General features: G+C 70.0%; 19 protein-coding genes. 14 read left to right on the forward strand and 5 right to left on the reverse strand.

The window, feature by feature from the left end; genetic code table 11:
• The first annotated feature begins 424 nt into the window (after positions 1-424).
• From FHY05_RS21035 to FHY05_RS21075, 9 genes are all read left to right on the forward strand, one after another.
• A complete protein-coding gene (locus tag FHY05_RS21035) occupies positions 425-1,003 on the forward strand; it encodes a pseudouridine synthase (RefSeq protein ID WP_183946401.1) in 579 nt (192 codons plus the stop codon).
• A 64-nt stretch (positions 1,004-1,067) separates the two neighbouring features.
• A complete protein-coding gene (locus FHY05_RS21040; protein ID WP_183946402.1) occupies positions 1,068-1,898 on the forward strand; it encodes a 23S rRNA (adenine(2030)-N(6))-methyltransferase RlmJ in 831 nt (276 codons plus the stop codon).
• A 321-nt stretch (positions 1,899-2,219) separates the two neighbouring features.
• Positions 2,220-2,426: a molybdopterin-binding protein gene (locus FHY05_RS21045; RefSeq protein ID WP_183946403.1), complete on the forward strand. Its 207-nt coding sequence runs from the start codon at positions 2,220-2,222 to the stop codon at positions 2,424-2,426.
• A 1-nt stretch (position 2,427) separates the two neighbouring features.
• Positions 2,428-2,799, forward strand: a complete 372-nt coding sequence (locus FHY05_RS21050; protein WP_183946404.1) for a winged helix-turn-helix domain-containing protein — start codon at positions 2,428-2,430, stop codon at positions 2,797-2,799.
• A gap of 111 nt (positions 2,800-2,910) precedes the next feature.
• Positions 2,911-5,316 carry a TonB-dependent receptor gene (locus tag FHY05_RS21055; RefSeq protein ID WP_183946405.1) on the forward strand — a complete coding sequence of 802 codons (2,406 nt, stop codon included), beginning with the start codon at positions 2,911-2,913 and terminating at the stop codon, positions 5,314-5,316.
• A 109-nt stretch (positions 5,317-5,425) separates the two neighbouring features.
• Positions 5,426-6,001 carry a YdeI family protein gene (locus tag FHY05_RS22720; RefSeq protein ID WP_183946406.1) on the forward strand — a complete coding sequence of 192 codons (576 nt, stop codon included), beginning with the start codon at positions 5,426-5,428 and terminating at the stop codon, positions 5,999-6,001.
• A 315-nt stretch (positions 6,002-6,316) separates the two neighbouring features.
• Positions 6,317-9,142 (forward strand): TonB-dependent receptor, encoded by a 2,826-nt coding sequence (locus FHY05_RS21065; RefSeq protein ID WP_183946407.1) that lies wholly within the window; start codon positions 6,317-6,319, stop codon positions 9,140-9,142.
• Entirely contained in the window at positions 9,142-10,554 is a 1,413-nt protein-coding gene (locus tag FHY05_RS21070; RefSeq protein ID WP_183946408.1) for a metallophosphoesterase family protein, read from the forward strand. Before FHY05_RS21065 ends, FHY05_RS21070 begins: the two co-directional genes overlap by 1 nt.
• 192 nt (positions 10,555-10,746) lie before the next feature.
• Entirely contained in the window at positions 10,747-11,733 is a 987-nt protein-coding gene (locus FHY05_RS21075) for an aldo/keto reductase (RefSeq protein WP_183946409.1), read from the forward strand.
• 44 nt (positions 11,734-11,777) lie between these two features.
• Here FHY05_RS21075 and FHY05_RS21080 read toward each other — a convergent pair whose 3' ends face one another.
• Both FHY05_RS21080 and FHY05_RS21085 read right to left on the reverse strand, forming a co-directional pair.
• The gene (locus tag FHY05_RS21080) at positions 11,778-12,191 is read right to left on the reverse strand and encodes a hypothetical protein (protein ID WP_183946410.1); all 414 of its coding nucleotides are present in this window, start codon (positions 12,189-12,191) and stop codon (positions 11,778-11,780) included.
• Between the two features lie 104 nt (positions 12,192-12,295).
• Positions 12,296-13,792, reverse strand: a complete 1,497-nt coding sequence (locus FHY05_RS21085; RefSeq protein ID WP_221191358.1) for a hypothetical protein — start codon at positions 13,790-13,792, stop codon at positions 12,296-12,298.
• Positions 13,793-14,029: 237 nt separating this feature from the next.
• On the opposite strand from FHY05_RS21085, the gene FHY05_RS21090 reads away from it, so the two are divergent.
• From FHY05_RS21090 to FHY05_RS21110, 5 genes are all read left to right on the forward strand, one after another.
• Positions 14,030-16,231, forward strand: coding sequence for an alpha-galactosidase (locus FHY05_RS21090; protein ID WP_183946411.1), 2,202 nt, complete (start codon positions 14,030-14,032; stop codon positions 16,229-16,231).
• A gap of 201 nt (positions 16,232-16,432) precedes the next feature.
• On the forward strand, positions 16,433-19,240 hold the full coding sequence (locus tag FHY05_RS21095; RefSeq protein WP_183946412.1) for a TonB-dependent receptor: 2,808 nt from the start codon (positions 16,433-16,435) through the stop codon (positions 19,238-19,240).
• Between the two features lie 58 nt (positions 19,241-19,298).
• Complete coding sequence (locus FHY05_RS21100) at positions 19,299-20,315, forward strand: aldose epimerase family protein (RefSeq protein ID WP_183946413.1); 1,017 nt, start codon at positions 19,299-19,301, stop codon at positions 20,313-20,315.
• A 9-nt stretch (positions 20,316-20,324) separates the two neighbouring features.
• The gene (locus FHY05_RS21105) at positions 20,325-21,092 is read left to right on the forward strand and encodes a FadR/GntR family transcriptional regulator (protein ID WP_260181759.1); all 768 of its coding nucleotides are present in this window, start codon (positions 20,325-20,327) and stop codon (positions 21,090-21,092) included.
• Between the two features lie 31 nt (positions 21,093-21,123).
• Positions 21,124-22,131 carry an SIS domain-containing protein gene (locus FHY05_RS21110; RefSeq protein WP_183946414.1) on the forward strand — a complete coding sequence of 336 codons (1,008 nt, stop codon included), beginning with the start codon at positions 21,124-21,126 and terminating at the stop codon, positions 22,129-22,131.
• A 10-nt stretch (positions 22,132-22,141) separates the two neighbouring features.
• Here the strand turns inward: FHY05_RS21110 and FHY05_RS21115 are convergent, their stop codons facing one another.
• The 3 genes from FHY05_RS21115 to dgoD are packed head-to-tail and all read right to left on the reverse strand — an operon-like array spanning position 22,142 to position 25,453.
• Positions 22,142-23,566, reverse strand: coding sequence for a sugar porter family MFS transporter (locus tag FHY05_RS21115; protein WP_183946415.1), 1,425 nt, complete (start codon positions 23,564-23,566; stop codon positions 22,142-22,144).
• A 1-nt stretch (position 23,567) separates the two neighbouring features.
• Positions 23,568-24,302 (reverse strand): SDR family NAD(P)-dependent oxidoreductase, encoded by a 735-nt coding sequence (locus FHY05_RS21120; protein WP_183946416.1) that lies wholly within the window; start codon positions 24,300-24,302, stop codon positions 23,568-23,570.
• A complete protein-coding gene (gene dgoD, locus FHY05_RS21125) occupies positions 24,296-25,453 on the reverse strand; it encodes a galactonate dehydratase (protein WP_183946417.1) in 1,158 nt (385 codons plus the stop codon). Before dgoD ends, FHY05_RS21120 begins: the two co-directional genes overlap by 7 nt.
• Positions 25,454-25,726: the final 273 nt, after the last annotated feature.

The raw sequence follows: 25,726 nt of genomic DNA on the forward strand, positions 1-25,726 counted from the left end.
CGTGCCCTGCCCGCCGGCGCCGCGCCCCCCGCGCACGACCTCGCCTGGTACAAGGCGCAGCGCTTCCCCTATGCACCAGGTCACCCGGAATGACGGGGAGGAGCAGACCCGGGAGAGGTCTGGTTGCCCGGCGGCGTCCATCTGCGACCGGTGCCCGCGGCGGACTTCGCCCATGATCTCGCCGACGGGCTGCGCCGCCGGCTCGCCGCGTCGCAGGGGATCTCGCCCCCGAATGTCGCCGCGCCGCCGCGGGCCGAGGACGGCCCCCCGGCGCCGTCGGTTACCGTCACCATCGACGACGCGGACAGCGGCGTCGGCGTGCAGGCGCCCCTCACCGACCTGCCCGGCGCGTTCACCTCGGCGCTACCGATCGGGGACGGACGCGCCGGGAGACATCGCCGCGGCCGAGCGATAAGGGCTCCGAATGAGCCGGCTGCTGCTGTTCAACAAACCGTACGGGGTCCTGTCCCAGTTCACCGACCGCGGATCGCCGGCGGTTCGGTCGACGTTGTCGGACTTCATCGACGTGAAGGGCGTCTACCCCGCGGGGAGGCTCGATCGGGACAGTGAGGGCCTGCTGTTGTTATGCGATGATGGCCGGTTCCAGGCGCGCATCGCCGATCCACGCTACAAGATGCCCAAGACCTATCTCGTCCAGGTCGAAGGCGATCCGCGCGCGGCGGATCTGACCCGCCTGCGCCACGGCGTGCGGCTCAAGGACGGCATGACCCTTCCTGCCGAGGTCGACCGCATCGACGCACCCGACCTGTGGCCGCGCGATCCGCCGATCCGCCGGCGCGCGACCATCCCCGACAGCTGGCTGAGGCTCACCATCCGCGAAGGGCGCAACCGGCAGGTACGCCGCATGACCGCGGCGGTCGGGTTGCCCACGCTGAGGCTGGTCCGCTGGTCGATCGGCGACTGGTCGCTCGCCGGGATCGCGCCGGGCACATTCGCGGTGCTGGCGGGCCCGGGCGCGCCCGCCGCCGGCCCGTCGGCGTGATGCCGAGGCGCGCCTGCGGACCGGCGGCTCGGACACAGGGAGGCCAGCAGGGCTCAGATCGCAGATGAATTATCGCCACTCCTTCCATGCCGGCAACAGCGCCGATGTCGTGAAGCACAGCCTGCTCATCGCCCTGGTACGGGCACTGCAGCAGAAAGACGGCGCGTTGACGCTGATCGACACGCACGCCGGCCGCGCGCTGTACGATCTCGGCGGCGAGCAGGCGCAGCGGACGGGCGAGGCCGCGCACGGCGTGCTGCGGGCCTTCGCCGACGCGAACCCCTTGCTGGACAGCTACCGCGCCGCCGTGCGGGCGGTGAATGCCGGGGCGGAGCCGCGGCTCTATCCCGGTTCACCGCAGGTCCTGACGCAGCTGCTGCGGCCGCAGGACGTGCTGATCGTCAACGAGAAGCATCCCGAGGACGCCCGCGCCCTGCGCGCCGCGATGCGCGGCACGCCCGCCGCCGTGCATGAGCGCGACGCCTACGAGTTGTGGCTGGCGCTGCTGCCGACCCGCACCGGTCGCGGCGTCGTGGTGGTCGATCCGCCGTACGAGCAGACCGACGAACGCGCCCGGATCACCGCCACCTTGGCCGCGGCTCACCGCAGATGGTCGCATGGCGTGACGGTGATCTGGTATCCGCTGAAGGACCGCGTGACGCATCAGCGATGGAAGGACGCTCTGCGGCGGCTCGGCATCCCGAAGGTCCTGTCGGTCGAGCATTGGCTGTACGACGCCGATGAGCCCGGCATCTACAACGGGTCCGGACTGTTCATCGTCAATCCGCCCTATGCCTTCACCCAGGCGTTGTCGCCCCTGCTGGAAGCCCTTCGCGTCGCGCTGGCGCCGGAAGGGCACCGCGGGAAGGTCACGGCGGAGTGGTTGAACGGGTGAGACCCGGTCAGCGCTCGGGCGAGGCGGCCGCGGCCGGCTGATCGCGTCATTGTCCGTCCCCGCGGGTGAGCCCGGGCGATCACCGTCGGGACGACACGCGCAGAGGCGATCCCGCTGGGATCGGCCTCGTGGGCGCGTCTGTCGTCAGAGTCGCCGGCGCGGCGCCTGCGGGCTGTCCCGTGGCAGGGTCGCGATCCGCTCGCCCGGCAGCCCGTTCGCGCCGGCAAGGCACCGCCGGGTGCACCTCGGCGTGGCGATCGATCCCAGACGCGTCTACACCTGCGCTCACGTGCCAGTCCGGGCATGCTCGAGGGGTCAACGATGAAGATCAGCGCGCGCAACCAGATCTCCGGTACCGTCGTGGGTATCACGTCGGGAGCCGTGAACGGCTCGATCAAGGTCAACATCGGCGGTGACATCATCGTCACCGCGAGCATCACCGAAGAAGCCATCCAGGAGCTTGGTCTTGCCGAGGGGGACACCGTCACGGTCATCGTCAAGGCGAGCGACGTGATGATCGGCAAGTGAGATGAAGATCGGCCCTTTATGGCTGAAGCTGCAGATCGCCTGCGGCGACGCGCTCGCCCTCGGCCCCGGCAAGGCAGACCTCCTCGGGGCAATCGTCGCGCACGGGTCGATCACGGCAGCGGCACAGGCGCTGGGGATGAGCTATCGCCGCGCCTGGATGCTCGTCGATGAGATGAACCGCTGCTTCGAGCCCCCGTTGGTCGAGACGCTGAAGGGTGGCGGACGCGAGCGGGGCGCGCGGATCACGCCTACGGGGCAGGACGTGCTCAAGGCGTATCGCGAGATGGAGCGAGAGGCGGGGCGCATCGCCGATCACGCGGCCTATCGGCGCCTGCGCTCTCACTTGCGCGACCAGCCGCGATCACCCGAGTGACGTCGCGACACCGGGCGCCCTGCACCGCTTCACTATATACGACGGAATATCGCCTCGATATATCGCCGAGCACAATGCCGCGGCCACGACCGCGAACAGGGGTGTTCCACGATGTCGACGCGTCTCGCCGTATGTCTGTGTGCGGTAGCCATGCCCGCGCTGAGCGCCTCCGCTCTCGCGCAGGACGTACCCGCTCCCACGAACGGCACGACTCGCGACGCCACGACCGCTGAGGGCGACACCGACGGCCTGCCCGACGTCACCGTGACCGCCCGGCGTCGCGCAGAGAACGCCCAGCGCGTGCCCGCGTCGCTGTCGGTCGTCGGCGGTGATCTCGTCGACCGAAGCTACACGGTGAACACACAGGGGCTGACGACGCTGATCCCCAGCCTCAACTACTCGTCGGCCAACCCGCGCAACACCGCTTTCACGATCCGCGGGCTCGGCTCCAGCGTCGTCGCGGTGAGCCAGGCCAATGACGGGCTGGAGCCCGGCGTCGGCTTCTACGTCGACCAGGTCTATCACGCCCGCCCCGCGACCGCGGCGTTCGACTTCGCCGATATCGAGCAGGTCGAGGAGCTGCGCGGCCCGCAGGGGACGTTGTTCGGCAAGAACACCACCGCCGGCGCGCTCAACATCACCACGCGCGCACCGAGCTTCACGCGGGAAGGCTTCGCCGAGCTCTCGTATGGCGAAGACAACTTCGCGCAGGCGAGGGGCTGGGTGTCGGGACCGATCACCGACAGCATCGCCTATCGCGTGTCGGGCGTCTCGACCCGCCGCGACGGCGTGGTCGCCAACGTCCGCACGGGACGCGACACCAACACGCTCGGGACGCAGGCGGTGCGCGCGCAGCTGCTGTTCAAGCCCGACGACACCGTCCAGATGCGCGTCATCGCCGACGTCACCAACTTCCAGGCCTATTGCTGCGGACAGGTATATCTGCGCACGGGCACCAGCCTGCGCGCGGCCGGCCGCCAGTTCGGCGGCCCGGGCGGCCTCGCCGCCCAGTTCGGCTACGCGCCCGCGAGCACGAACCCCTATGACCGCGAGACCGACATCGACGGGCCGCTCGGCGTCGACACCAACGAGGGCGGCGTCAGCGCGATCACGGATTGGAACCTCGGTTTCGCCACGCTGACCTCCGTCACCGCGTGGCGCTTCTGGAACTGGGACGCGGAGAACGACCGCGACTATACCGGCCTTCCGGTGCAGCTGTCGCAGCACATCCCCTCGCGCCAGAACCAGTACAGCCAGGAGCTGCGGCTCGCCTCGAACGGCGACGGGCCGCTGTCCTACGTCGTCGGCCTCTACGGCTTTCGCCAGCGGCTCACCGGTCGGCCGATCAGCATCTACGGCCCCGCGGCGGCGCGCTACCTGATCGGCACCACCACCGGCGCCAACAACACGCCCGTGCCGTCCAACCTGCTCGACGGCTACAGCCAGGACGGGCACACCGACTTCCGCAGCCTCAGCTACGCCGCGTTCGGCGAGGTCAATTACCGGATCGTGCCCGCGGTCACCGCCACGCTGGGGCTGCGCTACACGCAGGAGGAGAAAGACGGTTATTACACCACCACCGTCTCCGGCGGCCCCGCGACGACCAGCGCCGCGCTGATCAACGCGCGGCTGGGCGTGCTGCGGCCGCAGCGTTACGAGGCGCACGACAGCGACGGCAGCCTGTCGGGGCGCGGCAATCTCGCCTGGCAGGTGACCGAGCAGACCATGGCCTATGCGAGCTACGCGCGCGGCTTCAAGTCGGGCGGGATCAACATGTCGGGCCTGCCGCTCGACAACGCCAGCCAGCCGGTGCTCGCCACCGCGGTGGTGCGGCCGGAGCGCAACGAGACCTACGAGGTCGGCGTCAAGAACAATCTGTTCGACCGGTGGCTGATCCTCAACGTCGACGCCTTCTACACCAAGGTCCGCGACTTCCAGGCGACCGTGGTCGAGAACTCGCTGACGCAGACGGTGCAGCTGCGCGGCTATCTCTCGAACATCCCCGCGGTGACGGTGAAGGGCGTCGAGGCCGACGCCACCGCGCTGATCCTGCCCGGCCTCAGCGCGCGCACCAGCGCGGCCTATTCCGAGGGCGAGTACAGCGACTATCCCGCCGGCCCCTGCCCGCTCGAGGTGCAGACCGCGGCGACCACGCAGTGCAGCCTGACCGGCCGCCGCCTCGCCTCGCTGCCGCGCTTCGCGATCACCGCCGGGCTCGACTATGTTCGCCCGCTCGGCCGCGGCGCGCTGACGCTCCACGTCGATACGGCCTCGCGCAGCGGCTACAACGGCGATCCGAGCCTGTCGCGCTTCACCTACATCCGCGGCTACAATCTCACCAACGCCAACATCGGCTACCGCTTCGCCGGAGGCGTGGAGTTGATCGTGTGGGCGCGCAACCTGCTCGACGCCGACTACATCCAGAACGTGACGATCCAGGCGGGGAACTCCGGTCTGATCCTCGGCAGCCCGAGCGATCCGCGGACGATCGGCGGCACGGTGCGGCTGCGGCTGTAGCGCTGCCATCTGGCCCGTGACCAGACGCGAGACCGGTCATCGAGCCCGGTGCGGCAGGACAGCGGACGTGCGGCTTCTCAGCGGGATCGTCCGCGGTTAGCCTGAGGCCATGACGCTCCCTCAGGCCGATGCCCTCGCGTTCGAGACGCCGGAGGATCTCGCCGGCTGGCTCGCCGAGCACCACGCGACCAGCGACGAACTCTGGGTGCGCATCTACAAGGAAGGCTCCGGTAAGCGCTCCGTCAGGTGGGGCGACTGCGTCGTGGAGGCGCTGCGTGTCGGCTGGATCGACGGCCTGAAGCGGTCAGGCGACGCGTGCTCCTACCTCCAGCGCCTCACGCCACGCCGGCCCGGATCGAGTTGGTCTGCCAGGAACCGTGACCATGCCGAGCGGCTGATCGCTGAAGGTCGCATGACGCCGTCCGGACTCGCCCATGTCGAGGCCGCGCGCGCGGAGGGTCGTTGGGACACGGCCTACGAGGGCTCGGCCACGATGGTCATCCCACAGGACTTCCTGGACCTCCTGGCGGCCCTGCCCGAAGCAGAGGCATTTTTCCGGACGCTCGACCGGAAGAACCTCTACCCGATCTACTACCGCCTTCAGACGGCCAAGCGGCCGGAGACGCGCGCCCGCAGGATGAGGCAGATCCTCGAACGACTTGCGCGCGGTGAGCGCTTCCACTGACCGGACGCATGAGCGGACCTGGAGGGAGCTCCGGGCGTCACCCGTCTTCCGTCACTCGGTCGCCGATCGCCGATCGCCACCGCCGCCACCGGGCCCGATGACCGCAGCCCCGCGCCGCGTCTCTCCCGCGGCGGGGCAGGCTCTCGCCATGCGACGCGGATCAAGCGCCGCGGCCGCGGCGATCAGGCTGCGTGCGCGGCCGATACCGCCCGCCGGACGGCCGATTGTGTCGTAATGTGCATGCAACATCAACGTCCCCGGACCGTCACACGGCGCTTCTAACCGACCTCGAACACAGCAGAAATCGGGGAAAACATGTTCAGCACCACGGCGCGAGCGCGCCTGCTGGTCGGGGCGGCGCTGGCGCTGTGCCCGGCGATCGCCCATGCGGGCCAGGTCACCGGTACGGTGTCGGACGCGAGCGGGACGCGGACCTTGCCCAGCGCGCAGGTGTCGATCGTCGAGCTCGGTCGCTCGGTCGAGGCCGACAGCGCGGGCCAGTACCGCTTCAGCGACGTGCCCCGCGGCGAATACACGCTGCGCGTGCGCTACACCGGCGCCGACGCGGTCGACACGCCGATCACGGTCGACGCCGCGGGCATGGTGACGCAGGACGTCGCCGTCGGCGGCGGGGGTGACATCCTCGTCACCGGCCAGCGCGCCAATCTCGCCAGCTCGCTCAGCCGCCAGCGCGGCGCCGACGGCGTCGAGAGCGTGCTGACGCGCGACTCGATCGGCCAGTTCCCCGACCAGAACGTGGCGGAGTCGGTCCGCCGCGCGCCCGGCGTCAACGTGCTCAACGATCAGGGCGAGGGGCGCTTCGTCGCGGTGCGCGGGCTCGATCCCAGCCTCAACGCCGCCTCGATCAACGGCGTGCGCGTGCCCGCGCCGGAGGCCGACACGCGCTCGGTCGCGCTCGACGTGGTCGCGTCCGAGCTGATCGAGTCGATCGAGATCAAGAAGTCTCTCACCCCCGACATGGACGGCGACACGATCGGCGCCTCGGTCGAGATCAACACGACGTCCGCGTTCGACCGCAAGAAGGACCTGCTCGCGGGCTCGATTGAGGGCTCGTACAACCATTATTCGGGCGAGGTGACGCCCAAGGGCAGCGTCAACTTCACCAGGAAGTTCGCCGAGAATTTCGGCGTCTCGGGCGGCGCGTCCTACTATCTGCGCAAGTTCGAGACCGACAACATCGAGATGGACGGCTGGAACACCGACGAGGCCGGCAACGGCTTCGCCGACTCGGTCGAGTATCGCGACTACGACGTGCGCCGGCTGCGCACCGGCGGCTCGCTCTCGCTCGACTGGCAGCCCGCGCCCTCGACCCGGCTGTACGCGCGCGGCATCTACAATCGCTTCTCCGACCAGGAGGACCGCCGCCGGCTGATCTTCGAGATGGACGCCGATCCTGTCGCCTCGACCGCCACCGGCGCCAGCTTCGACAGCGCGGACGGCCGCATCCGCGTCGAGCGCGACCTCAAGGACCGCTTCGAGAAGCAGGTGATCCAGAGCTACTCGGTCGGCGGCGAGACCGAGACGGGGCCGTGGCGCCTGCGATATAGCGCGGCCTGGTCGCGCGCGTCCGAGCTGGAGAGCGGCTCGGTCGACCCGATCACCTTCCGCCGCGACTTCGACGGCGAGGATGGCGACGATCTCAGCGTCGCGTTCGACTATGGCAATTACCTGCGCCCGCGCTTCGCGGTCGGCGGCGCCAGCGCGGCCGCGTTCGACGACGCGGCCGAGTACGGCTTCGACAGTTTCGACCGCACGACGCTGAGCCGCTCGGTCGACCGCGAGTGGAACTTCCGCGGCGACGTGACGCGCAGCTTCGCGCTGGCCGAGGGCACGGTCGAGCTCCAGGCCGGCGGCAAGGCGCGGCTGCGCGAGAAGACCTACGACCTCCAGGTCGACACGTTCGACGGCTATGACGGCGACTTCACGCTCGCCGACGTGGTCGGCCGCCAGAGCTATCGGCTCGCCGCGCTCGGCCCGGTGGTGGCGAAGAAGGGCGAGCGCGGCTTCCTCGACGCCGAGGCGGCGGGCTTCGAGCGCGACTCGCTCGGCTCGGATTTCGCGTCGCTCGCCGAGGATTATCGCGTCGGCGAGGACATCTACTCGGGCTATCTGCTCGGCCGCTACCAGGCCGGGCCGCTGCGACTGATCGGCGGCGTGCGCATGGAGCATACGCGCAACGACATCCGCGGCAGCACGGTGACGCTGAACGAGGACGGCGACGCGGGCGAGCAGCTGCTCGTCACGCCCAACCGTATCCGCCGCCGCTACACCAACTGGCTGCCGAGCGCGGTGGTGCGCTACGAGGCGACCCCCGAGCTGGTGCTGCGCGCGGGCGCGTTCCGCAGCCTGGTGCGCCCGAGCATCGGCCAGCTCGCGCCGCGCTTCGCGCTGGAGCGCGACGGCGACGACCTGGAAGGCGCGTTCGGCAACCCCGACCTCAAGCCCTATCGCGCCTGGAACCTCGACGTCGGCGCCGAATGGTATTTCGCCACCTCGAGCGTGCTCCAGGCCGGCTTCTTCTACAAGGACATCGAGGACTATATCACGACGGTGACGTTCGAGGGCGACGACGCGCCCTACAACGGCAGCTATCGCGGCATCGCCTTCACCGAGGCCGACATCCCGCTCAACAGCGGCAAGGCCAGGATCCGCGGCGTCGAGCTCGGCTTCTCGCAGCTCTTCACGATGCTGCCCGCGCCGTTCGACGGGCTGCTGACCAACCTCAACTACACCTTCACCGACGCCGACGGCGAGACCTTCGACGGCGACACCGGCGGGCTGCGCACGATCCCGCTGCCGGCCTCGTCGCGCCACACGTTCAACGCGGTGCTCGGCTACGAGAAGGGACCGGTGAGCGTCCGGCTCGCGGGCACCTATCGCGACAAATACCTCGACGAGGTGCAGGCGGTGGCGGACGAGGATCGCTACGTGCGCCAGCACTTCCAGCTCGACGCCAGCGCGCGCTACCGCATCACGCCCAACCTCCAGCTCTTCGGCGAGTGGGTGAACATCAACGACGCCAAGTACGTCGCCTACCAGAACGCGCCGGTGACGCGCCGCCTGCTGCAATACGAGGAATATGGCTACACGCTGAAGTTCGGCGTGCGGGCGAACTTCTGATGCGCGCGCTGCTCCTCACCGCCGCCGCGCTCGCGGCCGCGCCGACGCTCGCCCCGGCCCCCGCGACCACGCCCGCCGCCGCACCGCCGATCCCGCGCACGCCGGGCACGCCGTACGCGCCGCGCTCCATCCCCGACCGGATCGTGCTGACCGCGGGCGCCGACCCGTCGCGCGAGATGGCGGTCGCCTTCCGCACCGACCGCGCGCAGGCGAGCGCGGCGGCGGAGATCGCGCTGGCGGTCGACGGGCCGACGCTCGAGCGCGCGGCGCGCACCGTCACCGGGACGACGCGCGCGATCGACAGCGCCAACGGCAGCGCCAACTACCATCAGGTGCGCTTCACCGGGCTCGCGCCCGACCGCGTCTACGCCTATCGCGTCCGCGGCGCGGCGGGGTGGAGCGAGTGGTTCCAGTTCCGCACCGCCGCCACCGGCTTCCGCCCGTTCCGCTTCCTCTATCTCGGCGACACGCAGAACGGCATCCTCACTTATGCCGCGCGCGTGATCCGCCAGGGCTTCATGGCGGGGCAGGTGGCGCTGACGGTCCATGCCGGCGACCTCGCCGCGCAGCGCGACGACCTCGACCACGACGACGAGTGGGGCGAGTGGAACCAGGCGGGCGGCTACAATTACGCCTCGACCCCGCAGCTGCCCGCGACCGGCAACCACGAGTATGTCGACACGCTGCTGCCCGACGGGCGCGAGAGCCGGAAGCTGGGCCCCTATTGGCCGCTCCAGTTCGCGCTGCCGGGCAACGGCGCCGCGCCGGTCAAGGCGACGAGCTACTTCGTCGACTATCAGGGCGTTCGCTTCGTCGTGCTCGACGGCACCGCCGCGCTCGATCTCGGCGCGCTCGACGCGCAGACGAAGTGGCTCGACGCGACGCTGGCGGCGAGCACCGCGCGGTGGAACGTCGTCCTCTTCCACCAGCCGATCTTCACCTGCGCGCGGCCCCAGGACACCGCGGTGCTCAAGGCGGCGTGGAAGCCGATCTTCGAGGCGCGCCGCGTCGACCTCGTGCTGCAGGGGCACGACCATTGCTACAGCCGGCTGACCGCGGAGGCGGGGCGCGACGCGGCGCGCGCGGCGCACGCCAGGGGCGCGGTGCAGGGGCCGGTGTATCTCGTCTCGGTGACGGGGTCGAAGATGTACGGGCTCAACGATCGCGCGCTGAAGCAGCCCGACCGCGTCGCCGAGGCGACCGAGCTGTTCCAGCTCGTTGACGTGGCGGAGAAGCGGCTGAGCTTCCGCACCTATACCGCGAGCGGGACGCTCTACGACGGCTTCGACCTGGAGCGCGGTGGAGACGGGCGAAACCGGTTGCGCGAACTCGGCGCGGCGCTGCCCGCGGAGCGCGTGTGCCGCGGCGCGATCGGACCCGATGGCGGCAACTGCGTGTCGCGCGCCAAGTGACTTCGCGGGCGGCGACGGAGCGCGCGCACGGGCGCCAACCAGGTGCCATAATCGACGCCGCCGCGTCGCGCTGATGTCGCCTCCCGTCGCCGACCTGCCCGCAGCAGGCGATCACGCTGCGGTCGAACCGCCGCTGGCAACTCGCGCGCGCGCCGATCATTCAACCGGCTCAGGAACGGTCGGAGACGCGCCATGAAGACCCGCAAACTCGGTCGCCAGGGATTGGAGGTCTCCGCCCTCGGCCTCGGCTGCATGGGGATGTCGGACTTCTACGGCGGCCGCGACGAGGCGGAATCGGTCGCGACGATCAACCTCGCTCTCGACCGGGGTGTCACCTTTCTCGACACCGCCGACATGTACGGCGTCGGCGCCAACGAGGAACTGGTCGGTCGCGTCGTGCGGGACCGGCGCGAATGGGTCGTGGTCGCGACCAAATTCGGCATCGTTCGCGGCGCGAACGGCGAGGCGCGCGGCATCAACGGTAGGCCCGAGTATGTTCGCGAGGCCTGCGACGCCAGTCTGCGTCGTACCGGCCTCGACGTCATCGACCTGTACTACCAGCACCGGGTCGATCCGGACGTACCGATCGAGGAGACCGTCGGCGCGATGGCCGCGCTCGTGGCCGCGGGCAAGGTCAAGTATCTCGGCCTGTCGGAAGCCGCGCCGGAGACGATCCGCCGCGCCCACGCGGTGCATCCGATCACCGCACTGCAGACCGAATATTCGCTGTGGAGCCGCGACCCGGAAGACGCGATCTTACCGACCGTGCGCGAGCTCGGCATCGGCTTCGTGCCCTACAGCCCGCTCGGGCGCGGCTTCCTCACAGGGCAGATCAGGACGCCCGACGACCTGGCGGCCGACGACACGCGCCGCAACCACCCCCGCTTTCAGGGAGACGCTTTCCAACGCAACCTCGATCTCGTCGGCGCGATCGACGCCATGGCCGCCGACAAGGGCTGCACGCCCGCGCAGCTCGCGCTCGCCTGGGTGCTGGCGCAGGGAGAGGACATCGTCCCCATCCCCGGCACCAAGCGGCGCAGCTATCTGGCCGACAATCTCGCCGCGCTTGACGTGGAGCTGAGCGACGCGGACGTCGCGCGGATCAACGACGTGCTGCCGCCCGGGGCGGCGAGCGGCACCCGCTATCCGGCCGCGGCGATGGTGACCGTCAGCCGCTGAGCGCGTCCTCCGGCGGGTGCCCCAGCGCTGACACCGCCGTCCTGTCAGCTGCCGGCGTGCTGTGCCGATGCCGCGAGTTGATCGAGCTTCCACGGACTGATCTCGAGGAGGAGGCCGCGCTGGCTTCTGCCGAAGGCGCTGAGCGGCACGCGGGCTTGGCCATGCGCTGTTCTGACGACCGCCTCACGATCGGTGACGTAGGTGATCGTGCCGATCGCCGGACCGTAGATGCTGTTCACCGTAGCGCCCACCACGACGTCGGAAGCTCTTGCTCGCCAGGCTGGCAGGAAACGCGGCTTGCTGGCGCGGCCCGCATAGCTCCACGGGTTCGGCCCGTACGAACCCGACGACGTTGAGGGGAGTGGCGGCAAGGGCTGCGGCGTCGAGGATTGCGCCATGGCGGCGCCGGTCAGCGCGGCGCAGGCCGCGATCGAGACAAGGTACGCTCGGATGAACATGGCACCCCCGGCGACGGCCCAAGACGAGAGGAGGCATGGTCGCATCGCGCCACGAGTCGCACAAGCCTCTGTGCGACGTTCGTCTCCCGGCGAGACGTGCTGGCCTAGTCCCGGCGCCTGCCGATCTTCCCGTCAGCCCACCGCAGGAAGGTGTCCATGTTCGGCGCGTCCGTGTGACCGCCCTCGTGCTGGCGCCAGGCGAGTTCGCCGTCGAGCAGGTCGGTGCTCGGCGGCGGCATCACGGCGCTCCGATAGTCGTTGCCGCGGCCGAGATCCCGTTTGCCCAGCAGGGTCCAGGCACGCCCGGCGGCAATCGTCGCCATGTAGCTGCCCTGCTGGTCGAGCCACTCTGCGTCGCCTTGCGCGGGGATGCCGTAGCTCACGAACGCCAGGCGCGGGGCGACGAGCGCGAGCAGTTCATGCGCGTCGACCGGTATGTCCGCCGCCGTCTTCCGGCCCAGCCGGCCCTGCTCCGTCCCGTATCTGAGGAAGTTGCCAGCCATCCAGTGATAGCTGCCGGCTCCGGTGAGATTCTCGACCTGCTCGCCCAGGTTGCGGCGATGCGGCTTCACCCCACCCTCGCCTGACGAGCCGATCAGGACCATCGCGAACCGCTCGTCGAAGGCTGCGGCGACCAGCGCCGCTTTGCCCCAGCGCGACACGCCTTCGATGCCGACATGGGCCGCGTCGACCTCCCGCCGCGTCGCGAGATAGTCGAGAAGGCGGCTCGCGCCCCATCCCCAGGCGCGCAACGCGCCCCATTGCTCCGGCGTACGAGCACGCCCCCGGTTGGCGAGGCCGATCACCCCCTCGCGCAGGCCGGCGCCATCGTCCGCCTGGATGCTCGCGGTGTCGAGCAGCGCCACACCCCAACCGTCCGCGATGAGCTTGGTCACCCGATCGTCGCGGGGCGGTGTCGGCGGGAAACTGCCGGGTTCCACGAAGGCCACGCCAGGGTGCGCGGCGAAGATCGCGGCGAGCGACGGATCGCGCTGGAGCAGCAGCGCCTTCATCGCCCCGTCCAGGCGAGCGGCCTCGCGGGCGTCGGGCTGCGAGGGCGCGGGATATCGTGCCGGCGCGAACATGATGAGCAGGGGGACAGGTCCCTTCGCGTTGGCGGGCAGGACGAGCGTGGCCCTCATCTCGACGGCGATCTGCGGCGCCGCTCGATTGTCGAGCTGCCCGATCAGCTGTTGCGCGATCGCCGGCCGGCCTCCGATGAACTCACGATCGGCGCTGTCGACGCGCCAGGTGACCGACGGCGCGGCGGGGGGAACGCGGCCGTAGATCTCGCGCTCGAACAGCTCGACCAGCTCGGGCCGTCGCTCGCGCTGCCACATGGCCGCGCTGGTCACCGGGCGGCCATCCTGCATCGTCAGGAGATCGGGCCAGACCGGATAAGGGTTCGCCCTCGCAGGATCGTAGTTGGCCGCATTCGGCGCCGACGGGTCGCCGCTGGGACCAGGTCGCAGCTGGACGATGCCTAATTGCCGCATCATGTCCAGGCGGTCCCGTTCGGCCGCCGTGGGCGCGTCACCCGCCGCCGAGAGGAGGAACGCCGCGAGCAGCCATCCACCCGTGCGCCAGCTATCCAGCAGCATCCCTCACCCTCCTCCGGCGCCCGCTCGCGCCGGGCTCGAAAGGTACCGCCCTCATGCGGCGCTGCAAGCCTGTCTGGCATTCGGCTGCCCGGGCGAGCCATGCTCATGGTACAGATCATACTTTCGATCGAGGCGAGTCAGGTGCGCTAAGGGAAGCCTGCGCCTCTCCCGCGACACGTTACAGAAGTGGCTTGATAATAAGTATGATATGTACCAGACACGCCATAGGGAGGTCCCATGCTGTTACGGTTACTGATCGGAGCCGGACTGCTCGCCGTGCCGGGATCGGCCTTCGCGCAAGCACGCTACGACAAGGGCTCGCGCATCTTCCGGCTCGACGGCGGTGAAGTCACCTATGCCTTCAAGGTCAACGCCTCCGGCATCCTCCAGTCGGTGTACTGGGGCAAGCGGCTGCCGGACAGCGCGCCGCTCGCTGCGCCTGAACTGTCCGGCCTCAGCGGCTTCGACGTTGCCACGAACGTAGTGCCACAGGAGTTCGCGGGGCAAGGCGGCGGGCTATACGCCGAGCCCGCGCTGAAGGTCACCTACCCTGACGGGAACCGCGACCTCGTCCTCTACTACCGAAGCCACCAGATCGACGGCGACGCGATCCGGGTGACACTCAGCGACCTGGACCGACCCATCTTCGTCACGCTGACCTACAGGATCGATCGCGCCACCGGGGTGGTCTCCCGCTCGGCGATGATCGAGAACCGCGGCACGGGGGACGTGCGCCTGGACCAGGTCGCCGCGGCGGGGCTCACCCTCCCCGTGGCCTATGACTATAGGCTTCACTATTCCACCGGGCGCTGGGCGGCGGAGTGGACGCTGCAGGAGAGGCCTCTGCGCCCCGGCGCCACCGTGCTCGAGAGCCGTCGCGGCTCCACCGGGAGCGAGAACAATCCGTGGTTCCAGATCACCCGCGCGGAGACGACCGAGGAGAGCGGTCCGGCCTGGATCGGAGCGCTGGGGTGGAGCGGTTCGTGGCGGATGTCCTTCGATCAGGACGTCACCGGGCGCGTGCGAATCGTGGGCGGCTTCAACCCGTTCGACTTCGCCTACAGGCTCCGCCCCGGCGCCAAGCTGGAGACGCCGACCTTCTACGTCGGCTTCTCGGACCAAGGCCGCGGCGGCGCCTCGCGACTCTTCCACCGCTTCGAGCGTGAGCGCATCTTGCCGCGCCACGGAGGCGACTCCCCCCCGCTTCGCAAGGTGCTGTACAACAGCTGGGAAGCGACCGAGTTCAAGGTCAACGAGGCGGAGCAGCTCGCGCTGGCGGATCGCGCGGCGAGCCTCGGCATCGAGCGCTTCGTCATGGACGACGGTTGGTTCGGCGCGCGCGACAACGACCACGCCGGCCTGGGCGACTGGACCGTCAATCCGCGCAAGTTCCCGAACGGTCTCAAGCCGCTGATCGACCGCGTGAAGGCGCTCGGCATGGACTTCGGCCTGTGGGTCGAACCCGAGATGGTCAACCCGGACAGCGACCTCTTCCGGGCCCATCCGGACTGGGCGATGCAGTACAAGGGCCGGCCGCGCACCGAGGGGCGCAACCAGCTGGTGCTCAACCTCGCGCGCACCGACGTGCGCGACCACGTCCTGAAGGTGCTCGACGATCTGCTGACGCGGAACGACATCGCCTTTCTCAAATGGGACTACAATCGCAACTGGTCCGAGCCGGGCTGGCCCGACGCCGACGTCGCCGACCAGCAGACGATCTACGTCGCCTACGTGCGCAACCTCTACTACATCCTCGACGAGCTGCGCCGCCGCCATCCCGCGGTCGAGATCGAGAGTTGCTCGGGCGGCGGCGGCCGGGTCGATCTCGGCATCATGGCGCGCACCGACGAGATGTGGCCGTCGGACAACACCGACCCGTTCGACCGCCTGCAGATCCAGGACGGCTACACCCAGGCCTATGCGCCCGGCACGATGATGGCGTGGGTGACCGACAGCCCCAATTGGGTGAACCAGCGGCAGACCACGCTGCCGTTCCGCTTCCTCTCCGCCATGCAGGGCGGTCTCGGCATCGGCACGAACCTCAACAAGTGGGGCGACGCGGACATGGCGACCGCGCGCTACTACGTCGCCTCCTACAAGCGCATCCGCGAGACCGTGCAGCACGGCTCGCTATACCGGCTCAACCGGGAGAACCCTGCCGACCCGCGGTGGACGAGCCTCTACGTCGCGCAGGACCGCGCCCAGGCGGCGCTGTTCACCCTCGTCGGCTCGACCCACAAGCTCGACGTGATGCCGACGATCCAGCTGCGCGGGCTCGATCCAGACGCCGTCTACCGGATCGAGGCGATGGACTCGACGCCGCTGCCCGCCACGATCCCGGCTCGCGCCACCGGGGCCTATTGGATGAACCACGGCGTGGACATCACGCTGCGGGGCGACTTCGTGGGCGTGGGCATGATCCTGACACGCGTTCGATGACGATAAGTCCGATATATAACGGCACGTTGTAGCTCCGCCGGTCGCGGTTCAACGACCGTCAACCACACTCATGCTGCTTGACAGCGAAGGTCGCGCCTGACCCGCCGGCCCAGGATGGGCGCCTCGCAGAATCAGACTAGACAAGTGCGGTAATATCATATTTGTTCTTCCCAGGCCTGAGAGCCAGCAGGGGAGACGACGATGTCGAACGCGAGATACCTTTCCGTGCTGATGTCGGGGGCGGCCATGAGCCTCCTCAGCCCCGCGTTCTCGGGCACCGCCGTGGCGCAGACCGCGCCGGCGGCTCCCACCGCGACCTCGCCGACCAGCCCTTCCGACGGCGAGCAGGTCGCCCCCGAGGGGCAAGCGGGCGACGACATCGTGGTGACCGGCATCCGCGCCAGCCTCGAGAGCTCGCTCGAGCTGAAGCGGGACACGATCGGCGTGGTGGACGCGATCTCCGCCGAGGACATCGGCAACTTCCCCGACGCGAACATCGCCGAGTCGCTGCAGCGCATCCCCGGCGTCTCCGTCGACCGGGTCAACGGCGAGGGCCGCGGCGTCACCGTCCGGGGGCTTGGCCCCGAGTTCAACACCGTCCTGCTGAACGGCCGGCTGCTGTCGACCGAGGGCGGCGGGCGATCCTTCTCGTTCGACATCCTCTCATCCGAGCTGATCAGCGGCGCGGAGGTCTACAAATCCTCCGAGGCGCGACTGCAGGAAGGCGGCATCGGCTCCACCGTGATCCTCCGCACCGCGCGGCCGACCGATCGCGCGGGCTTCCGCTTCGCCGGTAGCGCGGCGGGGCGCCACGACAACACGGCGGACAAGATCACCCCGGTCATCTCCGGCGTGATCAGCGGCTCGAACGACGAGCGCACCTTCGGCGTCCTGGCGAGCTTCATCTACGACAAGCGCATCTCGCGGCTCGGCAACATCTCGACCGACGGCTGGATCACCGACCAGAACATCGACACCAACGGCGACGGCGTGCGCGACTCGCGGCCCGCCGGCGGCGAGGGCGTCTCGCTTCCCCGGACGCTCAACTTCACCTCCACCTACAACGATCGCGAGCGGATCGGCGGCACGTTCGCGGTCGACTATTTCGCCTCGGACGCGCTCAAGTTCCGGTTCGACGCGCTGTACACGCAGCAGAAGACCGAGAGCGTCACGAACCAGCTCGGCTATTACACCGACCCGGACCGCGTCACCGCCGCGACGGTCAACGGCAACGGCACGGTCACCGACTTCACCGTCCTGCCGGCGACCGCGACGTCCGGCCTCGCCTCGGACAACATCCTGGCGACGAACCCGCAGAACGCGCGCACGTACCAGCTCGGTCTCAACGTGGAATGGAAGCCCGCCGACGCGCTGACCATCGTCGGCGACGTGGCGCACTCGAACACGCGCAACGATTCCGACCAGCTCTTCTACGTCGTCGGTACGCGCCAGATCGGCGTCACCCCGCGTTTCACGTTGGACGGTCCCGACGGCCTGCCGACGATCACGGACACGCTCGCGACGAACGACAAGTCCGCGCCGCGCCTGCACTGCTGCTCCGAGCGCGGCGGCCGCAACCGCGACACCGTCAATCAGGCGACGGTCGACCTGACCTGGGACGTCGGCAGCGTGCTGGACAAGCTGCAGGCCGGGCTGCTCTTCACCAACCGCAAGAAGACCACGGTGGTACGCGAGTCGCCGGAGCCGCTCGGCTGCTTCTACTGCGGCTACCAAGCGCTCGCGCCGGGATCGCTCTTCACGGACTTCAACGCCAACGTCCTCGGCCGCGACCTCACCTGGCTGACCTACGATCGCGACGCGCTGGTGGCCTATTACGGCTCGGCGGCCGCGGTGAACCAGGTCGGTGACAACTCGCAGTCCGCGATCGACGCGCGCAATCGCTTCCTCGCCGTCTACCAGGGCAACAACAACAGCCTCGATCCGATCGACCGTGATCGCGGCTCCGGTACGGTGCGCGAGAACACCTACGCGGCCTACCTGCAGACGCTGTTCAAGGGCGACCTCGGCAGCAGCCGGTGGAGCGCGATGCTGGGCGCGCGGCTGGTCCATACGGACGTCTACGCCACCGGCTTCTCGGTGACGCTGCTCGACGTGATCCAGAATCCGGCCGATCCGACCGCCGCGGTGCCCGTCTACAGCCCGACCGTGCCGGTCGACGCCACGAACCGCTACACCTATGTCCTGCCCACGGTGAACTTCCGCCTCGACGCTACCGACAAGCTGGTCCTGCGCCTCGCCGGCTCGCGCACTCTGACCCGGCCGACGCTCAGCCGGCTCGGGCTCAGCCAGGACTTCGTCTTCCGCCCGCCGAACTCCAACACGGTCAGCGGCGGCAATCCGTACCTGAAGCCCTTCCTCGCCTGGAACGCGGACCTCTCGGCCGATTATTACTTCTCGCGCGCGAGCTACGCGAGCGTGACCGGCTTCTACAAGAAGCTGCAGAACTTCATCATCTCCGGCCAGCAGCCGGAGGAGTATTTCGGCCTCGATTTCATCGCGAACCGACCCTACAACGCGCAGAACGGAGACGTGTACGGCGTCGAGGGCGCGGTGCAGGCGACGTTCGACTTCCTGCCCGCGCCGTTCAATCATCTGGGCGCGAGCGCCAACTACACGCTGGTGAAGAGCTCGATCAGCTTCGACCCATCGCTCAGCAACCAGACCTTCAACGTGGAAGGCCTCTCCGACACCGCCAACCTGGTGGCCTTCTACGAGGACGACCGCTTCCAGCTGCGCGCGGCCTACAACTGGCGCGCTCCCTTCCTGCGCCAGACCTTCGGCCCGCAGAGCCAGCCCGAGAACATCTTCGGCTACGAGCAGATCGACCTGAGCGGATCGATCAAGATCAACGATCGGGTCGCGGTGTTCGGCGAGGTGCTGAACCTCACCGACGAGCAGTTCCGCAGCTACTCGCGCTTCACGGAGCGGCTCATCACCGTGTCCGACCAGGGGCGCCGCATCTCGCTCGGGCTGAGGGCGAACTTCTGAGCACGGCGCCGGCGGCAGCCTTATGGTCGCTCCCGGCGTTCGGGCGTAGGGAGACGGCATGACCACCGCACCGGTCCACCAGCCGCACGTCCTCACCTCCGGCAGCGGGGTGACGGCGACCGTCGGCTCGTACGGCGCGCGCCTCATCCGCATCGACGCTCCCGACCGCGCCGGCCGGGTCGACCGGGTGCTGCTGGGCTACGACGATCCCGAAGCGAACCGCCGCGCCGCCCTGCCGGACGGCGGAGCGTATCTGGGCGCGACCTGCGGGCGCGTCGCCAACCGCATCGCCGACGCCGCCTTCGAGCTCGACGGGGTGCGTCATCGACTCGCCGCCAACGAGGGCGCACATCAGCGCCATGGTGGACCGGTCGGGTTCGATCGCGCGAACTGGTCCGTCCGCGAGGCGAGCGCGAGCCATGTCACGATGCACCACCACAGCCCCGACGGCGACCAGGGTTTTCCCGGCGCGCTCGACGTCACAGCGTCGTTCGACCTCTCGGACGACGGCGAACTCTCCATCGTCTATACCGCACGGACGACGCGACCGACCCACGTCAACCTCGTGTCGCACGGCTACTTCAACCTGTCCGGCGGCAGTGGCACCATCGCCGACCACAGGCTGCGGATCGACGCGGCCTCCTTCCTCGCGATCGATGCCGACCAGCTGCCGACGGAGAGGCGATCGGTGCGTGGCACGCCGCTGGACTTCACCGAGGCACAGTGGATCGGGAGACTGATCGAGAGCGATGACGAGCAGGCCCGTCTTTCCCGCGGCGGCAACCACACCTTCTGCCTCGACGGTGTCGGCATGCGCCCGGTCGCGTGGCTGGAGCACCCGGGCAGCGGCCGCACGCTGACGCTCTCGACCGACCAGCCCGGGCTGCAGCTCTACGCCGCCGGTTGGCTCGACGCCCCCTGGCATCCCCACGCCGCCCTCTGCCTTGAGGCGCAGGCCTGGCCGAACGCCTGCAACCGCGCCGATTTCCCTTCGACGCGGCTCGATCCTGGAGCGCTCTACCGCTCGGAGGTGCGGCTTCGCTTCGGGGTCGCGCCGGCGGGCATGCTCGGCTAGGCACGAGACATGACCGATGCATCAGCAGGGGAGCAACTCGCGCGCGAGGACGGCGCGCCGATGGTGCCGAGCGAAGGTCGCAACCTGACCGCGAGCATCGTCAACGACCTGGGTCTCGCCATCGTCACGCAAGCGTTTCGCGCAGACCAGCCGTTCCCGACCGAGGCCGAGCTATGCCAGCGCTACGACGCCAGCCGACCCGTGCTGCGCGAGGCGGTCAAGATGCTCACGGCGAAGGGGCTGCTGCTGGCAAGAAAGCGCGCCGGCACGGTGGTGCAGCCGGAGCCCAGCTGGAACCTGCTCGATCCGGACGTGCTGCGCTGGATGCTGCAGCGCGACTTCTCGATCGATCTCCTGATCGACTTCACGGAGATACGGATGTCGATCGAGCCGCGGGCGGCGACGCTCGCGGCGCACTCCGCCACGGGGCCGCAACGCCGCGCGATCAGCGAGGCGATCCAGCGGATGTTCGCCGCCGACCACGGCGACGGCGACGCGCTGGACGCCGACATCGCGTTCCATGTCGCGGTGCTGGAGGCGAGCAACAACCGGTTCATGCGCCAGTTCACCGGACTGGTGGAGACGACGCTGCGCTTCTCCATCCGGCGAACCAACGAATACAAGGGGGTTCCGCGTGCCAGCGCGCGGGACCACAAGCGCGTGGCCGATGCCATCCTCGAAGGCGAGCCGGCGCTCGCCGGCACCCGGATGAGCGATCTCATCCGCGGCGCGCTCGAGCTGCTGCTCGTCGCGGGCAAGCACCCGCTGCGACCATGATGATCGGGCTGGACGGGACTGAGGAGCGAGCATGAGCGATCATCCCGGCTTGGCTGCGATGCTAGCGGAGATGCGCCGGCAGCGTGCCGACGCGCTGGCGACGCTTGACGCACCCTGCCCGGCCGCGGACGCCATCGTGGAGAGCGTGCGCCGCACGGGCGCGCTGCTGCTCTACGCGATGGGCGGCTCGCAGCACGTCAACCGGATCGCGGCGCCGCTCTACCGCGATCTCGGCCTGGACGCCCGAACGATGATCGCCTCCGCGGCTCTGAGCGCGCCGCCGCCCGACCGGCCGCGCACCGCGCTGATCCTCTCGCAGTCGGGCGAGTCGGGAGAGATCCGCCAGCTGCTCGCGCGACCTGCCGGATCGGAGGAGCGGTACGGGCTGACGCTCGAGCCCGGGAGCACGCTCGCGCGCAGCGCCCGCGCCGCTGTCGTCGCGCACGGCGGCACCGAGCATGCCTTCGCCGCCACCCGCAGCATCGTGCTCAGCCTCGCGATGCACGGAGCCGTGCTGGAGCGGCTCGGCTCGCCGCAGTCCGCGCTGCGCCAGATCCTGGGGACCGACGCCGTCACCGATATGACCGCGGCGGCCGAGACGCTCTACGGCTGCGACGCCTTTGTCTTCGCCGGCTGGCACGCGATGCACGGCACCGCCGAGAGCGCCGCGCTCTCGCTCATGGAGCTCGCCCGGCTGCCGTCGATCGGCTTCGAGGGCGGGCAGTTCCGCCACGGCCCGTTCGAACTGCTTCGACCGGGGATCGGCGTGACCCTGCTCCGCAGCGCGGGTGCCGACGCCGCGCTGGTGCCGCCCACCGCGGCTGCGGTCGCGCGCACCGGTGCGGCGCTGGTCGTCCTCGACGCCAGCGGCTCGGCACCGCTCGCCGAAGGGACGCAGGTCACGCTCGCCGCCAACGACGGGCTCGCCGCCGCCACGGACATGGTTCTCGCCCTTCAGCAGCTCAACATCGCGATGGCACTCAAGTCGATCCCCGCCGGGATCGGCACGCCGCGTCACACGTCGAAGGTGACCGAGTGACCGGGTGCGCTCAGCGCCACTCGCGCTCGATCTGCTCGAGCGTCTTGCCCCTCGTCTCCGGCAGGCGGCGCAGGATGAACAGCCAGCCCGCGGCGCACACCACCCCGTAGCACCAGAACGTGTATCCCGTGCCCGCCCAGGCGTTGATCAGCGGGAAGGTGTAGGTCAGGAGGAAGCAGGCGCCCCACAGCGCGGTGGTCGCCACCGCCATGCTCGCGCCGCGCGCCTCGCCCGGGAAGATCTCCGCCAAGGCTACCCAGGTCACCGGCGCGAGCGTCATGGCGTAGACCGCGATCGCAGCCACCACCAGCAGCAGCAGCGGCCAGCCCTGGACGCCGGCGACATAGGCGCCGCCGAGCGCGGCGTAGATCAGCGTCAGACCGACGCAGCCGATCAGGAGCAGGCGCCGTCGCCCCCAGCGCTCGACCGTCGCGAGCGCCACCAGGGTGAAGACGCAGTTGACCGCGCCCGTGACGACGATGTTGAACAACGTGTCCGACACCGCGTAGCCCGCGCCCGCGAAGATCTCCTGCGCGTAGTTGAAGATGACGTTGATGCCGCACCATTGCTGCAGCACCGCCAGCACGACGCCGATCAGCAGGACGCGGCGGAAGCGGGGCTCCGCCACGACGGCGCCGAGACTCCGCCCGGGCGCCGCCGCCAGCGCGGCCCCGATCTCCGCGAGCGCGGCGCCGGCATGCGCCTCCCCGCCGAGCCGTCGCAGCACCGCGTCCGCACGGTCCCACCGGCCTCGCTGGGCCAGCCATCGGGGGCTCTCCGGGATCGCCAGGCAACCGATCACGAAGGCGGCGGCGGGCACCGCGGCCGCCGCGAACATCCAGCGCCAGCCGATCGTGCCGTTCCACGAGGCGGCGATGGCCGCGGCGTCGGCGCCCTCGGGTACCGGCGCGGCGATGAGCCAGTTGACGATCTGCGCTCCGAGCAGGCCCAGAACCACCGCGATCTGGTTGAGCACGACGAGACGGCCGCGGCTCCCGGCCGGCGCGATCTCGGCGATGTAGAGCGGCGAGAGGCCGGAGGCCATGCCGATCGCCACACCCCCCGCGATGCGCCACGCCACGAAGGCGCCGAAGCCGCCCGCCAGTGCGGTGCCGATCGACGAGACCACGAAGATCACCGCCGCCGCCAGCAGCGCTGGGCGGCGGCCGCGGCGGTCGGCAAGCACGCCCGAGCCGCTCGCCCCGGCGAGGCAGCCGATCAGCGCGCAGCTCACCGCCCACGCCTGCTGCCACGGCGTCACGAGTCCGAACGCCGCCTCGTAGAAGGGTTTCGCGCCCCCGATGACGACCCAGTCGTAGCCGAACAGCAGCCCGCCCAGCGCCGACACCGCCGCCGCCAGCCAGACCGCGCCGGTAACTCCGGGGGCGGCGGGCGCCGCGACGCCGCGCGTCGGCCCGAGATCGCCGACCTGCATGCTAGAGCCTCCCCATGCGACCGCCGTCGGCGATCACATCCTCCCCCGTGATGAACCGGGCCGCGTCGGAGGCGAGGAAGGCGACCAGCGCCGCGACGTCCTCGGGCCGACCGAGGTCGGCGGGGTCGATCACCTCGGCACCCGAACGGATGTTGGGGCTGGCGCGGAGCATCGCGGTGTCGATCGCGCCCGGCAGCACCGCGTTGACCCGTATGCCCAGCGGCTTGCCCTCGATCGCGGCGGAGCGGGTGAGACTGACCAGCGCGGCCTTGGCCGCGGCGTAGGGCGCGACGAGCGGCGACGTGCGACGGGCATGCACCGACGCCACGTTCACGATACAGCCCCCCGGCCGCATCCGGCGGAAGGCCTCGCCGGTGAGCAGCGCGGCGCCGATCAGGTTGACGTCCAGCAGCCGGCGCCAGTCGGCGGCGTCCAGCTCGACGATGGGCTTGTAGATCATCATCCCGGCGACGTTCACGACGACGTCGATGGTGCCGAACGTGGCATGCGCCTCGGCCACCGCCTCGGCGATGGCCGCCGCATCGGCCACGTCGACGCGGCGCACCAGCACCTCCGCGGCGCCGAGCGAGCGCAGGGCGGTCACGGCCGCGCCATGCGCCTCGTCGCGGGCGTCGAGCAGCAGGAGCCGGTCGCCCTCGCCGGCGAAGGCGCGCGCCGTCGCCATGCCGATGTCGCCGAGCCCCCCGGTGACGATGACCCCACGCCCCGTCACCATTCGCGCAGCTCGCCATGCGGTCCGCGCCACGCCGGGTTGCGCCAGCGGTGCGGCGTCGCGGCCAGCTCCCGGACCGCGTCCTCGTCGACCTCGACCCCCAGTCCCGCACCCGTCGGCACCGCCATGCTGCCGGCGTCGATCGCGAAAAGCGCCGGATTGCGCGTCAGTCCGGTAAGGTCGGGTGACGCCTCGTTGTAGTGGATCCCCATCGAGACCTCCTGGATCACGAAGTTGGGCGTCGCCACCGCGAGATGTAGACATGCCGCCAGCGCGATCGGCCCGATCGGACAGTGCGGTGCGACGGCGACGTCGTAGGTCTCCGCCATGGCCGCGATGCGGCGGCATTCGGAGAGGCCGCCGGCATGGGCGAGGTCCGGCTGGGCGATGTCGACCGCGCCGCTCTCGAAGAACGGGCGGAAGTCCCACCGACTGTAGAGCCGCTCGCCGAGCGCGAGCGGCACGCCGCTGAAGCCGGCCAGCCGGGCGAACACGTCGGGGTTGTCGCCCAGCACGATCTCCTCGGCGAAGAGCGGGCCGAACGGCTCGATCGCGCGCAGGACCTGCCGCGCCATCGGCTGGTGCACGCGCCCGTGGAAATCCACGCCGACGTCGATGCCGGTGGCGCGGACCTCGCCTAGGCGCGCCGCGAGCGCCTCGATCGCGTGAGGGCTGTCGAGCCAGCCCAGGTCCTCGGTGCCGTTCATCTTCACCGCGGTGAAGCCCTGGGCGATGCGCTCGCGCGCGGCCGCCGCCACGTCGGACGGCCGATCACCGCCGATCCACGCGTAGACGGGCACGCGGTCGCGCACGCGTCCGCCGAGCAGCTGGTAGACCGGCACGCCGAGCTTGCGCGCCTTGATGTCCCACAGCGCCTGGTCGACCCCCGCGATCGCGGACAGCAGCACCGGGCCGCCGCGATAGAAACCGAGCCGGTGCGAGAGCTGCCACGCGTCCTCGATGCGGTCGGGATCGTGACCGATCAGCCGATCCCGCATCGCGTCCAGAGCGCCCATGACCGCCTCGACGTGCCCCTCGAGCGTCGCCTCTCCCCACCCCACCGCGCCCTGCGACGTCTCGAGGCGGACGAACAGCCAGCGCGGCGGCACCGCGAACGCCTCGAGCCGGACGATCCGGTCGACCGAGCTGCTCATCGCATCCGGCTCGCCGCAGCGATCCTCGGACTTGGCGTGCCCTTCACGACGTCCCCCACCCAGATATCACGGGAACACCGTACCTGATCGCCACCCGTCGTCAACAAAGATCATATTTAATTGAGCGGCGCCCGTCGCGCTTCCCGTGATCCGTGCTGCCCGCAGCGGTCTCGTCGATATGCAGGGAGCCACGAACGCCGCGGCCCGTGGCCGAGCGGGCCGATTATAGCATACTTGGGACCGGGACGGAGCGGTTCGCCGAACGATCCGTCG

The sequence above is a fragment of the Sphingomonas sp. BK580 genome, assembly GCF_014194975.1.
GTDB lineage: Bacteria > Pseudomonadota > Alphaproteobacteria > Sphingomonadales > Sphingomonadaceae > Sphingomonas.

What these genes read in the sequence shown, in the direction of transcription:
- FHY05_RS21035 (WP_183946401.1), top strand. Translation starts at nt 425, where the DNA reads ATGAGCCGGCTGCTGCTGTTCAACAAACCGTACGGGGTCCTGTCCCAG.
- FHY05_RS21040 (WP_183946402.1), top strand. Translation starts at nt 1,068, where the DNA reads ATGAATTATCGCCACTCCTTCCATGCCGGCAACAGCGCCGATGTCGTG.
- FHY05_RS21045 (WP_183946403.1), top strand. Translation starts at nt 2,220, where the DNA reads ATGAAGATCAGCGCGCGCAACCAGATCTCCGGTACCGTCGTGGGTATC.
- FHY05_RS21050 (WP_183946404.1), top strand. Translation starts at nt 2,428, where the DNA reads ATGAAGATCGGCCCTTTATGGCTGAAGCTGCAGATCGCCTGCGGCGAC.
- FHY05_RS21055 (WP_183946405.1), top strand. Translation starts at nt 2,911, where the DNA reads ATGTCGACGCGTCTCGCCGTATGTCTGTGTGCGGTAGCCATGCCCGCG.
- FHY05_RS22720 (WP_183946406.1), top strand. Translation starts at nt 5,426, where the DNA reads ATGACGCTCCCTCAGGCCGATGCCCTCGCGTTCGAGACGCCGGAGGAT.
- FHY05_RS21065 (WP_183946407.1), top strand. Translation starts at nt 6,317, where the DNA reads ATGTTCAGCACCACGGCGCGAGCGCGCCTGCTGGTCGGGGCGGCGCTG.
- FHY05_RS21070 (WP_183946408.1), top strand. Translation starts at nt 9,142, where the DNA reads ATGCGCGCGCTGCTCCTCACCGCCGCCGCGCTCGCGGCCGCGCCGACG.
- FHY05_RS21075 (WP_183946409.1), top strand. Translation starts at nt 10,747, where the DNA reads ATGAAGACCCGCAAACTCGGTCGCCAGGGATTGGAGGTCTCCGCCCTC.
- FHY05_RS21080 (WP_183946410.1), bottom strand. Translation starts at nt 12,191, where the DNA reads ATGTTCATCCGAGCGTACCTTGTCTCGATCGCGGCCTGCGCCGCGCTG.
- FHY05_RS21085 (WP_221191358.1), bottom strand. Translation starts at nt 13,792, where the DNA reads ATGCTGCTGGATAGCTGGCGCACGGGTGGATGGCTGCTCGCGGCGTTC.
- FHY05_RS21090 (WP_183946411.1), top strand. Translation starts at nt 14,030, where the DNA reads ATGCTGTTACGGTTACTGATCGGAGCCGGACTGCTCGCCGTGCCGGGA.
- FHY05_RS21095 (WP_183946412.1), top strand. Translation starts at nt 16,433, where the DNA reads ATGTCGAACGCGAGATACCTTTCCGTGCTGATGTCGGGGGCGGCCATG.
- FHY05_RS21100 (WP_183946413.1), top strand. Translation starts at nt 19,299, where the DNA reads ATGACCACCGCACCGGTCCACCAGCCGCACGTCCTCACCTCCGGCAGC.
- FHY05_RS21105 (WP_260181759.1), top strand. Translation starts at nt 20,325, where the DNA reads ATGACCGATGCATCAGCAGGGGAGCAACTCGCGCGCGAGGACGGCGCG.
- FHY05_RS21110 (WP_183946414.1), top strand. Translation starts at nt 21,124, where the DNA reads ATGAGCGATCATCCCGGCTTGGCTGCGATGCTAGCGGAGATGCGCCGG.
- FHY05_RS21115 (WP_183946415.1), bottom strand. Translation starts at nt 23,566, where the DNA reads ATGCAGGTCGGCGATCTCGGGCCGACGCGCGGCGTCGCGGCGCCCGCC.
- FHY05_RS21120 (WP_183946416.1), bottom strand. Translation starts at nt 24,302, where the DNA reads ATGGTGACGGGGCGTGGGGTCATCGTCACCGGGGGGCTCGGCGACATC.
- dgoD (WP_183946417.1), bottom strand. Translation starts at nt 25,453, where the DNA reads ATGAGCAGCTCGGTCGACCGGATCGTCCGGCTCGAGGCGTTCGCGGTG.